The following is a 13,420-nucleotide window of genomic DNA, read 5'->3' as shown; positions in this document are numbered from 1 at the left end:
GACGGTCCGGACGCTAGGCTGCGGACAACAGAACCGAGCACGAGCAGAGAGATGATTCCCGAATTTGCCGATCCCGATGCGCCTTCGCTTCCCCTTTGGCTGGTCAGAAGCGGCGAGTCAGGCGCGGAATTCCCGGCCGGGATCGACAGCCGCTCCGCAAATTGGGCCAGGGCGCAGGGTTTTACGGCCAAGCCCGGCCAGCTCTGCCTGCTGCCCGCCGGGGATGGCAGCCTGGCCGGGGCGCTGTTCGGCCTTGGCCCGGCCCCGAAGCCCGCGGATCGGCCGATGCGCGAGCGGTTCCTGCTGGCCCGCGCGGCGGAAAACCTGCCCGAAGGCGCCTGGCGGCTGGCCAACGCGCCCGAGGGGTTCGACGCGGCGCTGGGTGCCCTGGGCTGGCTTTTCGCCCGCTATCGCTTCGACCGCTACAAGACGCTCGAGCCGCCGCGTGCCGTTTTGGTCTGCCCCGAGGGCACGGACGGCGCACGGCTGATCGCCATGGCGGCCGGCGAATATCTGGCGCGCGACCTGATCAATACCCCGGCCGCGGACATGGGACCCGCTGAGCTGGAGCAGGCGGCGCGGGATCTGGCGCGGCGGCACGGCGCCGCGATCGAGGTCCACCGCGGCGAGGCGCTGCTGGCGCAGAACCTGCCGATGATCCATGCCGTCGGCCGAGCCGGCGCGCAGGAACCGCGGCTGATCGACATCCGCTTTCCCGGCACCGGCCCGCGCCTGACCCTGGTCGGCAAGGGTGTCTGCTTCGACACCGGCGGGCTCGACATCAAGCCGCCCGCCTCGATGGCGCTGATGAAGAAGGACATGGGGGGCGCGGCGAATATCCTGGGACTGGCCGAGACCCTGGCGCAGCTGGGCCTGACCGGCGGCATCGCCCTGCGGCTGCTGATCCCGGCGGTTGAGAACGCCATCTCGGCCAATGCCTTCCGGCCGGGCGACATCCTGACCAGCCGCAAGGGCCTGACGGTCGAGGTCAACAACACCGATGCCGAGGGCCGGCTGGTCCTGGCCGATGCGCTGGCGCTGGCCGACGAGGAGGCGCCCGAGCTGCTGATCTCGATGGCGACGCTGACCGGGGCGGCCCGGGTGGCTTTGGGGCCGGACCTGCCGCCGTTCTTCTGCGACGACGACGCGGTCGCCGCCGCCATCCAGGCCGCCGGGCACGCCCATGCCGATCCGGTCTGGCGGCTGCCCTTCTGGGAACCCTACGAGACGATGATCGAGCCCGCCATCGCAGACCTGGACAATGCCCCCTCGGGCGGCTTTGCCGGGGCGATCACCGCGGCGCTGTTCCTGCGCCGCTTCACCGGCCGGGCCCGCAGCTATGCGCATTTCGACATCTACGGCTGGCAACCCGGCGCCGCGCCGGGCCGGCCCAAAGGCGGCGCGGGCCAGGGCATGCGGGCGCTGCTGCACGCCCTGCCGGAGATTTTGACATGACCATCGCGCCGGATCGCCGCCTGACCCCGGCCACCGAACGGGTGGCGCTGGAATCGCTGCGGGGCGTGCTGCTGCGCCCGGCCTATACGCCGGGGCGGCCGACACGGCTGGCCGCCGCGCTGGCCGATCTTTGCCGCGCCCCGCAAGGGGCCCGCGACCGGCAATTGAATTTCGGCGCCGACCTGACGCTCATCGACCAGCAGGGCGATTGGGCCTTCGTGCAGGCGGCGGCGGATGGCTATTGCGGCTGGGTCCGGGCCGAGGCGCTGGACCACGACCTGCCGCCGATCACCCATCGCGTCGGCGCCCCGGCCACGCATGTCTATGCCGAACCCGACCTGAAGACGCCCGAGCGGATGCTGCTTTCGCTGGGCGCACGGCTGTCGGTCACTGCCACCCAGGGCGGCTTCGGCCGACTGGCCCAGGGCGGCTGGGTGCCGGTCCAGCACATCGCCGACCGGCCCGGACCGGACCCCGCCGCCGTGGCCGCCACGCTTCTGGGCACCCCCTATCTCTGGGGCGGCAACAGCCGCAGCGGCATCGACTGCTCGGGCCTGGCCCAGGCGGCGCTGGGCGCCTGCGCCGTGCCCTGTCCGGGCGACAGCGACATGCAGGAGGCGGCCTTCCCCGTGGCCGAAGCCGAGATCCGCCGCAACGATCTGCTGTTCTGGCCCGGCCATGTCGCCCTGGCCCTGGATGCCGAGCGGATGATCCATGCCACGGCCTATGCCATGGCCGTCATCATCGAGCCGATCGCCGAGGCGATGGCCCGCATCGACGCCGCCGGACAGGGCCCGTTTCGCGGCGTCCGGCGACCGCCGCTTGTCCTGCCGGGGCGGTTTCCGTGATGCCGGCGGGATGAAAGGAGGGGCGAGCATGGTCCATCTCTGGGTGCGCAGCGAAAGCCGCGCCAACGAGCAGCGCGTCGGCATCACCCCCGAGGGGGTGCGCCGGCTGATCGCCCGCGGCTTCCGCGTCACGGTCGAGGAAAGCCCGCATCGCATCCTGCCCATCGCCGGCTACGCCGAAGCCGGCGCCGAGATCGCGCCCGAGGGCCGCTGGCCGGCGGCCCCGCCCCCGGCCGTCGTCTTCGGCCTCAAGGAACTGCCGCAGGACGAAACGCCGCTGCGCCATCGCCACATCATGTTCGGCCATGCCTTCAAGAGCCAGCCGGCCGGGCAGGCGCTGCTGCGCCGCTTCCGCGCCGGCGGCGGCAGCCTCTACGACCTGGAATATCTGACCGACGACAGCGGTCGCCGGCTGGCGGCCTTCGGCTACTGGGCCGGCTATGCCGGGGCGGCGGTATCGCTGAAGGCCTGGGCGGCGCAGCGGCGCGGCGGCCTTTGCGGGCCGGTCCAGGCCTGGCACAACCGCGAGCTGCTGCTTGAGGAGTTGCGGGCCGAACTGGACGCCACCGGCGCCGCGCGGCCCCGCGCCATCGTCGTCGGCGCGCTCGGCCGGGTCGGCAGCGGTGCCTCGGATCTGCTCGCCGCCATGGGCGCGCCGGTCACCCGCTGGGACATGGCAGAGACCGCCGGCGGCGGCCCCTTCCCCGAGATCCTGGCGCATGAGCTGTTCGTCAACTGCATCCTTGCCGGCCCGGACAGCCCGGTGCTGGTCCCGCCGGACGCGGTCGATCCCGCCCGCCTGCTGACGGTGATCGGCGATGTCGCCTGCGATCCGACAAGCGCCTTCAACCCGGTCCGGGTCTATGACCGGGTCACCGATTGGGCGCATCCCGCCATCCGCGTCGCCGGCCGGCCGCCGCTGGACGTGATGGCGATCGACAACCTGCCATCGCTGTTGCCGCGGGAAAGCACGCTGGATTATGCTGGGCAACTGCTGCCGGTGCTGGAAGCTCTCGATCGGATCGAGGAAGGGCCTTGGGACCGGGCCCGGCAGCTTTTTGCCAGGCATCTCGCGGCGCTGGCCTGACGAACCCTGTCGCGGCGGAACAAGCCCGCCGCGCGCGTGTTGACCAGCGTCAACCCCATCGCGACGCCGCTGGCGACGCCCGAACGCGACGGAGAAGCCATGCCCCCCACCCGTGTCCCTGCTGCCCCGGTTCTGGCCGCCGCCCTGGCCCTGATCGGCGCCTTGACCGGCGTCCTGACCGCGGCCCCGGCCCTGGCCGATTTCAACGACTATCCGCCGAACGCCCCGGACCAGACGCCGGCCTTCCGGAACCAGACCCGCGCGCCGGTGATCCCACAGGCGTTGCGCCTGGCCCGCACGCCGCTGGTCGAGGGGCTGCGCGACCCCTGGGGCATGGCGCTGTTGCCCGATGGCAGCCTGTTGTTGACCGAAAAGCCGGGCGCCATGCGGATCTATCGCGACGGCAGGCTTTCCGCGCCGCTGAAAGGCCTGCCCAAGGTCGATGCCCGCGGCCAGGGCGGCCTGCTGGACGTGGCCGTGGCGGCGGATTTCGCCAGCACCCGGCAAGTCTGGTTCAGCTTCTCGGAGCCGCGCGGCAATGGCGAGAACGGAACGGCGGTCGGCACCGGACGGCTGTCGCCGGACGGCACCGCGCTTGAGGAGATGCGGGTGATCTTCCGCCAGCAGCCGGGCATCGGCTCGCAGCACCATTTCGGCTCGCGCCTGGTCTTTGGCGGCGACGGTTATCTCTATGTCACCACGGGCGAGCGCGGCATGCCGGCGGACATGCCGGTGGCGCAGGATCTGGGCAACCATCTGGGCAAGGTGCTGCGCATCGATCCCGCGACCGGCAAGGCGGCGCCCGGCAATCCCTTCACCGACGGGAAGGCGCAGCCCGAGATCTGGTCCTATGGGCATCGCAACATCCAGGCCGCGGCGCTGGACCCGCAAGGCCGGCTTTGGACGGTCGAGCATGGTCCGCGAGGCGGGGACGAGCTGAACCGGCCGCAGGCCGGGCGCAATTACGGCTGGCCGATCATCAGCTATGGCGAGAATTACGACGGCAATCCCATCGACGGCGGCCTGACCGCGCGGCAGGGGATGGAGCAGCCGGTCTATTACTGGGACCCGGTGATCGCGCCCAGCGGCATGGTGTTCTATCGGGGCGACATGTTCCCGGAATGGCGCGGCGATGCACTGATCGGCGGCTTGCGCGCGGAAGCCGTGGTGCGGCTGAAGATCGAGGGCGACCGCGTCACCGGAGAGCAGCGCCTGGCGCAGGGCATCGGCCGGGTGCGCGACATCGAGGTCGCCCCCGACGGCGCGCTGCTGGTGCTGATCGACGGCGATCCCGGCGCGCTGATCCGGCTGACCCGGCGCGGCGCGCAGCCCTAGGGGCGGGCTCAGACCGGGCGGTGCAGGTCGTCCTCGACCTCCTCGGGGGAAATGCCCAGGGCCTCCATCCCGGCTTCCAGGTAATCGGCAAGCTGCGGCTCGCCCATCAGATAGTCCTCGGTCGGCGAACTGCGCTCGGCCTTGGCGGTCTCGATCGCCTCGGCCAGGTCCTCGGGGCCGAAAGTGTCGCGGCCGATCCACATCACCGCGACCAGGCTGGCCTGCTCGTCCTCGTTCAGGCTGGCGATGAACTCGGCCAGTTCGGTCTGGGTGCCGCGGCCGGTGCGCTGGCCGCTATGCGCCCAGGCGTTCACGCCGCTGTCGTATTCGCGGGCGCGGATAACGACATGGGCGATCTTTTCGGGACTGATTTCCAGCATGGCGGCACCTCCGGCGTCATTGCCCATTTGTCGCCCCGACCGGCGCCGGGGTCAATCCGGATCGAAGCGATAGCCGAAGCGGGCGATGTCCTCGGCCGCCAGGCGCGCGACCAGCGCGGCGCTGTCGGCGTCATAAGAGGCGCGCCAGTCGCCGTTACCCGAGCGGTTCTCATGCGGCAGTGGGCGCAGGGAAAAGCCCAGATGCCGCTCCAGCGCCGGCAGGTCGTCGCCGAGACGTTCGAGCCGCAGGTAAAGCCCCGGCCGCTCGCCCGCCGAGCCGGTCAGGTAATGCCGCGCCGGCACCGAAAGCTGCCTTTGCGTCAGCGGCGCGCGCAGGAAATCGGCAAAGCCGAGGCTCTTGGCCAGCCGGACCGAGGCATGATCGAAGCTCTGCCCGCGCAGCCAGCGGTGATAGCTGGCCGCCCGCGCCCAGGGGTTGCGCACCAGCGTGAAGGGCAGGTAGCCCGCCAGCAGCTCGGGCGCCACCAGCCCCTCGATATCGGCCAGCGTCGAGTGTTTCCACAGCCGGCCGCGCGCCGCCGCGCCCTTGACCCGGCGCCGGCGGTTGCGGCCCTTGGGCGTGTCGGACAGGATGATATCGTCGCGGCCGACCCGCGCTTCCAGCGCCAGCGTCAGCGAAGTGCCGCCGGTCTTGGGAATATGCACGAAGACATAGCGATGCCGGTGCGAGACGATCATCGCCCGAACAGCCGCTCGATATCCGCCAGCTTCAGTTCGATCCAGGTCGGGCGGCCGTGGTTGCACTGCCCGGATTTCGGCGCCCGCTCCATCTCGCGCAGCAGCGCGTTCATCTCGTCCGCCGACATGCGCCGGCCCGAGCGCACCGAGCCGTGGCAGGCCATCGAAGACAGCACCGCATCGACCCGCGCCCGCAGCCGGTCCGATGCGCCCTGATCGGCCAGGTCGTCCAGGATGTCGCGGATCAGCGCCGGGGCGTCCAGGCGCTGGATCAGCGCCGGCACTTCGCGCACCGCCACGGCGCCGCCGCCGAAGGGTTCGATCACCAGCCCCAGCGCCGCCAGCTCATCGGCGATGGCAAGGATGCGATGGGCGTCCGGTTCGGACAGCTCGACGATCTCGGGGATCAGCAGCGCCTGGCTGGCGATGCCGGTCGCTGCGGCCTGCGCCTTCAGCCGCTCATAGACCAGCCGCTCATGCGCGGCATGCTGATCGACGATGACGATGCCGTCGGCGGTCTGGGCGATGATCCAGTTCTCGTGCAGCTGCGCACGGGCGGCGCCCAGCGGCGCCGCGTCGGGCTCGGGCAGCGGCAGGGGCGCGGGCTCGACCCGCGCGGTCGGCGCCTCGGCGAAGCCCGGCGCCTGAAAGGCCAGGCTGGCGGCGAGGGCCGGGGCCGAGGGCCGGGCGGGACCATAATGCGCCTGATAGGGGCGCGGCGGGATCGGCTCGGGCCGCGCCGCGCACAGCGCCGCCGTCGCCACGGTCGAAGAGCTGCGATGCCCCGCCCCCGCCAGCGCATGGCGCAGGGCGCTGACCACCAGCCCGCGGGCGATGGCGGGTTCGCGGAACCGCACCTCGGCCTTGGCCGGATGCACGTTCACATCGACCTGATGCGGGTCGCAGGTCAGGAACAGCACCGCCGCCGGATGCCGGCCCGAGGCGAGCACATCCATATAGCCCGCCCGCAGCGCCCCGGTCAGCAGCTTGTCGCGGACCGGGCGGCCGTTGACGTAGAGATGCTGCGCCACCGCCGCGCCGCGCGAATAGGTCGGCAGCGCCGCAAAGCCGGTCAGGCTGATGCCGTCGCGGGTGGCGTCTATGGCCAAGGCGTTGTCGATGAACTCGCGGCCCATGACGCGCGAGAGCCGGGTCTGCAGGGCGCCGAACAGCTCGCCCTGCTCGGCATCGGCGCGGAACAGCACCCGGCCTTCCTCCTCGTCAGAAAGCGTGAAGCCGACATAGGGCTCGGCCATGGCCAGGCGGCGGATGGCCTCGGCCACGGCCTGGGTCTCGGCCCGGTCGCTGCGCAGGAATTTCAGCCGCGCCGGGGTGGCGAAGAACAGGTCGCGCAGTTCGACCACCGTGCCGCGATTGCCGGCGGCGGGCTTTACCGGGCCGATGCGCCCGCCCGCGACGGCGATCTGCGCCGCCTCGAAACCGGCGGCGCGGCTGGTGATCGACAGCCGGCCGACGGCGCCCAGGCTGGGCAGCGCCTCGCCGCGAAAGCCGAAGCTGCGGATGTCCAGAAGGTCGCTGCCGCCGATCTTGCTGGTCGCATGCCGGGCCAGCGCCAGCGGCAGGTCGTCCGCGGCCATGCCGCAGCCGTCGTCGCTGACCCGGATCAGCGTCTTGCCGCCCTTGGCGATAGCCACGTCGATGCGGGTCGCGCCGGCGTCCAGCGCGTTCTCGACCAGTTCCTTGACCGCCGAGGCCGGACGCTCGACCACCTCGCCGGCAGCGATGCGGTTCGCGGCCGCCTCGTCCAATTGCCGGATGATCTGGCGCATCTTGGGGGCATGGGTGTTCATGCCCCCAGATCTAGCATTTCCCGGCGCGGCGGGAAAGGATTCGTCAGTTGGTGGCGTCGATGCCCTCGGGCCGGCCGACCAGCACGAAGCGGATCTGGTCGGCATGCAGCAGGCGCTGCGCGACGCGCTGCACGTCCGCGGCGGTCACCGCCTCGATCTTGCCGTTGCGGGTATTCACGTAATCCGCCGGTAGGCCGATCAGCTGCATCCCGGCCAGGATGCCGGCAATCTTGCCGTTGCCGTCGAAGCGCAGCGGATATTCCCCGGTCAGGTAGGTCTTGGCATCGGCCAGTTCCTTTTCCGTCACCCCGCCCTGGGCGAAACGGTCCCATTCGCTGCGGATCAGACCCACGGCCTCGGCCACCTTGTCATTGGCGCTGGCCATGCCGCCCTGCCAGGTCTCGCCGTAAAGCCCGTTCGACAGGCCGGTGCCGACACCATAGGTCAGGCCGCGCTTTTCACGGATCTCGTCCATCAGCCGCGACGAGAAGCCGCCGCCGCCAAGGATATGGTCGGCGACGAAGGCGGCGAAATAATCCGGGTCGGACATCGGCAGGCCGGGCTGGGCGAAGCTGACCACGGTCTGCGGGCTGTCCCAGTCGATCACCGTCACCCCGCCGGTCAGCTGCAGCGCGGCCTTGTCCGGCAGCGGGGCCGAGCCTTCGGCCGGCAGCCCGCCCAGCACCTTGTCGATCAGCTTGCCCAGATCCTCGGCGGTGATGTCGCCGGCCGCCGCCACCACCACGCGGTCGCGGGCCAGCACCCGGTCCTTGGCCGCGACCAGATCCTCGCGGGTCAGCGCCGCCACCGTTTCCAGCGTGCCGTTGATCGAGCTGGCATAGGGATGCGCGCCCCAGGCCTGCCGCGCCAGCTCCTTGCTGGCGATGGCGTTCGGATCGGTGGCCTCGGAGCGGATCACCGCCTGAAGCTGCGCCCGCACCCGCTCGACCGCGTCGGGGTCGAAGCGCGGCTCGGCCAGCGCCTGGCGCAGCAGCTCGGCCGCCTGGTCGCGATTCTCGGTCAGCATGCGGGCGTTCACGGTCAGCGCGTCGTCGCCGACATCGAAGCGGTTCTGCGCCCCCAGCCCTTCGACCGCCTCGGCATAGGCGACCGAGCCCATGTCGGCAGAACCTTCCTCCAGCAGCGCCGTCATCAGGCTCATCTGCCCGCGCTTGCCGGGCGCGTCGAGGCTGGCGCCGCCCTTGAACATCAGCGACAGCGCGGTGAAGGGGATCGAGTGATCCTCGACCAGCCAGGCCTTGATGCCGCCGGGCGAGGTGATCTGCTGGATCTCGATGGCGCGGGCCGGCTGAAGGGTGGCCGGCAGCGCGGCCAGCGCAACGAAGACAAGGGTGGCAAGGGCGCGGATCATTCGACTTCCCCCGGTTTGGCGGCTTCGGCAGGGACGGGTTGCGGGACGGCGGCGGCCGTGTCGGCCCCGGTTTCGGCTCCGGTTTCGGCCGGCGCATCCGGCGGCGGCAGCAGCCAGCCGGTGACCGGGGCCGGGTTTTCCAGCACCAGCCTGGCGGCGGCGCGGATGTCCTCGGGCGTGACGGCGGCCAGGATGTCGGGCCAGTCGTTCACGTCCTCGATGGTCAGGCCGGTGGCCAGGCCCTGGCCATAGTCATAGGCGCGGCCATGCGCCGAATCCTGGGCATAGACGCGGGCGGCGCGGATCCGGGTCTTGACCCGTTCCAACTGCGCCGGGTCGGGGCCGTCAACCAGGAATTGCGCCAGCGCCGCGTCCAGCGCCGCCTCGGCAGCCTCGTTGCTGGTGCCGGGCGCCGGCACCATCGAAAGGCCGAAGGTGGTCGGATCGACCGAGAACCCGTCATAGGAGGCGTTGACGTAAAGCGCCTTGCCGGTCAGCACCAGATCGCGGGCCAGGACCGAGGTCTGGCTGGAACCCGCCAGCAGCTCCGCCAGCACGGTCAGCGCGGCGGCGGTCTGCTGCTCGCCGCGGTTGCGCTCGGGGGCGATCACGGTGCGGATCATCACCGGCTGGGCGACGCGCGGGTCCACCCGTTCCATCCGCCGGGGCGAGCGCTGGATCGGTTCCTGCGGGCGCGGCTTGCGGGTGGCGTCGGGCTTGGGCGGCACCGGGCCGTAATATGTCTCGGCCAGTTCCCGGACCTGCTCGGCCGTCACGTCGCCGGCGATGACCAGCACGGCGTCATTCGGGGCGTAATGCGCGTCATACCAGGCGATGGCGTCGTCGCGGGTCAGCCCTTCCATTTCCTGACGCCAGCCGATCACCGGGCGGCCGTAAGGGTGGTTGTAGAACTGCACCGCGCTGCGTTCTTCCGAGAATTGCGCGCCGGGATCGCTGTCGGTGCGCTGCGAGCGTTCCGCCAGCACCACCTGCCGCTCGGCCTGCCAATCATCCTCGCCGATCCGCAGATTGGCCATGCGGTCGGCTTCCATCTCCATGACCAGCGGCAGCCGGTCGGCGGCGATGCGCTGGAAATAGGTGGTGTAATCGTAGCTGGTAAAGGCGTTGTCCATGCCGCCATTGGCGGTCACGGTCTTGGACAGTTCCCCCGGGCCCAGCTTGTCGGTGCCCTTGAACATCAGGTGTTCCAGGTAATGCGCGATGCCGGACTTGCCGGGCTGCTCGTCGGCCGAGCCGATCCTGTACCACAGCATCTGCACGACCACCGGGGCGCGGTGATCCTCGATCACCACGGCCTCGAGGCCGTTTTCCAGGGTGAAATGGCTGATCCCCTTGGGCATTTCGGCCAGCGCGGGGGTCGCGGCCAGCGCCAGCGCAAGCGGCGTCAGACGAGAGAGGATGGTCATGGGCAGGCTCCGGTTCCGGGTCGCGCCAAGACCCTGCCTTGCGCCGCCCGGCCGCGCAAGACCGCCACCCGTCATCTAAGCGTGATCGGGATCGGCGCCTGCGCTCAGTCGCCCCGCATGATCGGCGCCTGATCGGCCGGCCGCACCGTCGCCGCCTCGCCCCGATTGCGGGGCGGCGCGGCGGGCAGCCGCACGCCGGTGGGGCGCCAGCGCTCCAGCTCGGCCCAGCTGTCCAGCGTCATCGCGTCATAGGCGCGATAATAGACATTGGTGCGCGCCAGCACCTCGAGCAGGCGGCGCGAGTGGCGGCTGCGCCATTCGACATCCTCCTGCGCGGTGGTCTGGCGGATCGCCGCGTCGCGGCCCAGGCGCGAGGCATAGGCGATCAGCGCGCCATCCGCCGCGCCGACGCCCTGCGCGGAAAGCTGGCCGGGATTGCCGCCCAGCGCCGCCACGGCATCGGCCTGCGGCGTGGGATCGGTGATGTTGCTGCCGCCCGGCGTGGGCGCGGGCAGCGCATTCAGGTCCGCCGGCATCTGCAAGGGCTTGGTTGGCAGGATCGCGAATTCGTCGGGACTGGACCGGCCGGAATCGAGGTTCATCAGATGCGGATCGGTGCTGCAGGCGGCCAGGCCCAGCATGGTCATCATCAGCGCGATCGCCCGCATCTTCCGTCCCTCACGTTCTTCTGGCGCCGTTCTAGCGTGAATTCCCGGCGCCGTCACGGGTCTTGTCGTCCAAGGCCAGCTCTGCCTGCGTCTCGCCGCCGGCGGCGGCGGGCGGCTCGCCGGCCGCCGGGCCCGGCTTCGGCGTCCGCGGCTTCGCCGGGGCCCGGCGCTTCTTCGGCGCGGGCTTGCGTTCCGGCGGCAGCAGCACCAGCCCCAGCGCGCCCAGGAAAATGGCGATGTCGGCCACGTTGAAGCTGTAGGGGTTGCGCCAGCCGGGCAGCGACATGTTCAGGAAATCCGCCACCGCGCCATAGACCAGCCGGTCCACCACATTGCCCAGCGCGCCGCCGATCAGCAGCCCGGCCGAGACCTGCGCAAGGCGCGTAAGCTTCGCGCGGCCGATCCAGATCCCGACCCACAGGCAGACCGCCAGGGCGATGCCGATCAGCACCCAGCGCATCACGTCCACGTCGCTGGCGAACAGGCCGAAATTCATGCCCTGGTTCCAGGCCATGCGCAGGTTCAGCCAGGGATCGAGCAGGTCGATCTCGTGCACGCGGTCCAGCTGCATGACGTGCACGACCAGGTATTTCAGCGCCTGGTCCAGCAGGAAGACCAGCGCCGCGGTCAGCGCCACCTTGCGCCAGACGCGCGGCGGCGGCGGCTTCTTCGCGCGCCGCCGGGGGGTCGCCGGGCTTTTCCGCGGCTTGGGGGTCGCGGTCTCGGCCATCAGTGCCGGAAATGCCGTTGGCCGGTGAAGACCATGGCCAGGCCCAGACGGTCGGCGGCCGCGATCACCTCGTCGTCGCGCATCGAGCCGCCGGGCTGGATCACCGCCCGCGCGCCCGCCGCCGCCAGCGCCTCGACCCCGTCGGCGAAGGGGAAGAAGGCATCCGAGGCCACCGAGGAGCCGATGGTCAGCGCCTGGGCCAGGCCCAGCGCCTCGGCCATGTCCTCGGACTTGCGCTTGCCGATGCGGGTCGAATCGATGCGGCTCATCTGGCCGGCGCCGATGCCGACGGTGGCCAGGTCGCGGGCATAGACGATGGCGTTCGACTTCACATGCTTGGCCACGGTCCAGGCGAACAGCAGGTCGTCCAGTTCCTGATCGGTCGGCTGGCGCTTGGTCACCACCTTCAGGTCGGCGCGCAGCACCCGGCCGTTGTCGCGGCCCTGCACCAGGAAGCCGCCGGCGACCTGGCGGAAGGCCAGGCCCGCCGCCTGGGGATCGGGCAGCCCGCCGGTGGTCAGCAGCCGCAGGTTCTTCTTGGCGGCGAAGATCTGCTTCGCCTCGTCGGTGGCCTCGGGGGCGATGACCACCTCGGTAAAGATCTCGGTGATCGCCTGCGCCGTCTCGCCGTCGAGGGTGGTGTTCAGCGCGATGATGCCGCCGAAGGCCGAGGTGCGGTCGCAGTCGAAGGCGCGGCGATAGGCATCGACGGCGCTGTCGCCGCGGGCCACGCCGCAGGGATTGGCGTGCTTGATGATCGCCACCGCCGGGCCTTGGGCCGGGTCGAACTCGGCCACCAGCTCGAAGGCGGCGTCGGTGTCGTTGATGTTGTTGTAGCTAAGCTCCTTGCCCTGCCACTGCTGCGCCGTGGCGACGCCCGGCCGGTCCGAGCCGTCCTTGTAAAAGGCGGCGGACTGGTGCGGGTTCTCGCCATAGCGCAGGCTCTGCGCCAGCTGGCCCGAGAAGCTGCGGCGGCGCGGGGTTTCCGCGCCGATGGCCTGCGCCATCCAGGTCGAGACCGCGGCGTCATAGGCCGCCGTCCGGGCATAGGCGATCTGCGCCTGGCGCTGGCGGAAGGCATAGGTCGTGGTGTCGTCATTGGCGTCGAGCTCCGCCAGCACGGCGGCATAATCCTGAACGTCCACCACCACCGTCACGAAGGCGTGGTTCTTGGAGGCGGCGCGGATCATCGCCGGGCCGCCGATGTCGATGTTCTCGATGCAATCGTCATAGGCGGCGCCCTTGGCCACCGTCGCCTCGAACGGGTAGAGGTTCACCACCAGCAGGTCGATCATGCCGATCTTGTGCGATTTCGCGGCCGCCATGTGCTCTTCGTTGCCGCGCAGCGCCAGCAGGCCGCCATGCACCACCGGATGCAGCGTCTTGACCCGGCCGTCCATCATCTCGGGAAAACCGGTCACATCGGCCACGTCCACCACCGTCAGCCCGGCCTCGCGCAGCGCCTTGGCGGTGCCGCCGGTGGACAGGATCTCGACGCCCCGCGCCGCCAGCGCCCGCGCGAAATCCAGCAGGCCGGTCTTGTCGGAAACGGAAATCAGCGCGCGCTTCAGCGGAATGCGGTCGGTCATCGGTCGGTGGCCCCGTGCT

General features: G+C 70.9%; 12 protein-coding genes. 4 read left to right on the top strand and 8 right to left on the bottom strand.

What is annotated here, in order from left to right; genetic code table 11:
* Positions 1–51 precede the first annotated feature (51 nt).
* From ACFOMP_RS09070 to ACFOMP_RS09055, 4 genes are all read left to right on the top strand, one after another.
* Positions 52–1,455: a leucyl aminopeptidase family protein gene (locus ACFOMP_RS09070; protein WP_379029696.1), complete on the top strand. Its 1,404-nt coding sequence runs from the start codon at positions 52–54 to the stop codon at positions 1,453–1,455.
* Positions 1,452–2,303, top strand: a complete 852-nt coding sequence (locus ACFOMP_RS09065) for a C40 family peptidase (RefSeq protein WP_379029693.1) — start codon at positions 1,452–1,454, stop codon at positions 2,301–2,303. The genes ACFOMP_RS09070 and ACFOMP_RS09065 overlap by 4 nt, the downstream gene beginning before the upstream one ends.
* Before the next feature lie 28 nt (positions 2,304–2,331).
* Positions 2,332–3,390: a saccharopine dehydrogenase gene (locus ACFOMP_RS09060; protein WP_379029690.1), complete on the top strand. Its 1,059-nt coding sequence runs from the start codon at positions 2,332–2,334 to the stop codon at positions 3,388–3,390.
* A 99-nt stretch (positions 3,391–3,489) separates the two neighbouring features.
* Positions 3,490–4,725 (top strand): PQQ-dependent sugar dehydrogenase, encoded by a 1,236-nt coding sequence (locus ACFOMP_RS09055; RefSeq protein WP_379029687.1) that lies wholly within the window; start codon positions 3,490–3,492, stop codon positions 4,723–4,725.
* A gap of 8 nt (positions 4,726–4,733) precedes the next feature.
* Here the strand turns inward: ACFOMP_RS09055 and ACFOMP_RS09050 are convergent, their stop codons facing one another.
* From ACFOMP_RS09050 to purH, 8 genes are all read right to left on the bottom strand, one after another.
* Positions 4,734–5,105: a DUF3775 domain-containing protein gene (locus tag ACFOMP_RS09050; protein ID WP_289894824.1), complete on the bottom strand. Its 372-nt coding sequence runs from the start codon at positions 5,103–5,105 to the stop codon at positions 4,734–4,736.
* A gap of 51 nt (positions 5,106–5,156) precedes the next feature.
* Positions 5,157–5,804, bottom strand: a complete 648-nt coding sequence (locus ACFOMP_RS09045; protein WP_379029684.1) for a sulfotransferase family 2 domain-containing protein — start codon at positions 5,802–5,804, stop codon at positions 5,157–5,159.
* Entirely contained in the window at positions 5,801–7,615 is a 1,815-nt protein-coding gene (mutL, locus tag ACFOMP_RS09040) for a DNA mismatch repair endonuclease MutL (protein WP_379029681.1), read from the bottom strand. Before mutL ends, ACFOMP_RS09045 begins: the two co-directional genes overlap by 4 nt.
* A gap of 43 nt (positions 7,616–7,658) precedes the next feature.
* The gene (locus tag ACFOMP_RS09035; RefSeq protein WP_379029678.1) at positions 7,659–8,987 is read right to left on the bottom strand and encodes a M16 family metallopeptidase; all 1,329 of its coding nucleotides are present in this window, start codon (positions 8,985–8,987) and stop codon (positions 7,659–7,661) included.
* On the bottom strand, positions 8,984–10,414 hold the full coding sequence (locus ACFOMP_RS09030) for a M16 family metallopeptidase (protein WP_379029675.1): 1,431 nt from the start codon (positions 10,412–10,414) through the stop codon (positions 8,984–8,986). The genes ACFOMP_RS09035 and ACFOMP_RS09030 overlap by 4 nt, the downstream gene beginning before the upstream one ends.
* A gap of 104 nt (positions 10,415–10,518) precedes the next feature.
* Positions 10,519–11,082 (bottom strand): DUF3035 domain-containing protein, encoded by a 564-nt coding sequence (locus tag ACFOMP_RS09025; RefSeq protein WP_289894531.1) that lies wholly within the window; start codon positions 11,080–11,082, stop codon positions 10,519–10,521.
* Positions 11,083–11,113: 31 nt separating this feature from the next.
* Positions 11,114–11,812: a signal peptidase II gene (gene lspA, locus ACFOMP_RS09020; RefSeq protein WP_354670353.1), complete on the bottom strand. Its 699-nt coding sequence runs from the start codon at positions 11,810–11,812 to the stop codon at positions 11,114–11,116.
* Positions 11,812–13,401 carry a bifunctional phosphoribosylaminoimidazolecarboxamide formyltransferase/IMP cyclohydrolase gene (purH, locus tag ACFOMP_RS09015; protein ID WP_379029671.1) on the bottom strand — a complete coding sequence of 530 codons (1,590 nt, stop codon included), beginning with the start codon at positions 13,399–13,401 and terminating at the stop codon, positions 11,812–11,814. Before purH ends, lspA begins: the two co-directional genes overlap by 1 nt.
* Positions 13,402–13,420: the final 19 nt, after the last annotated feature.

Source organism: Paracoccus simplex, from assembly GCF_042648325.1.
GTDB lineage: Bacteria > Pseudomonadota > Alphaproteobacteria > Rhodobacterales > Rhodobacteraceae > Paracoccus > Paracoccus simplex.
Note: the sequence above shows the minus strand (reverse complement) of the source record. Positions and strands in the feature narration are given on the sequence as shown.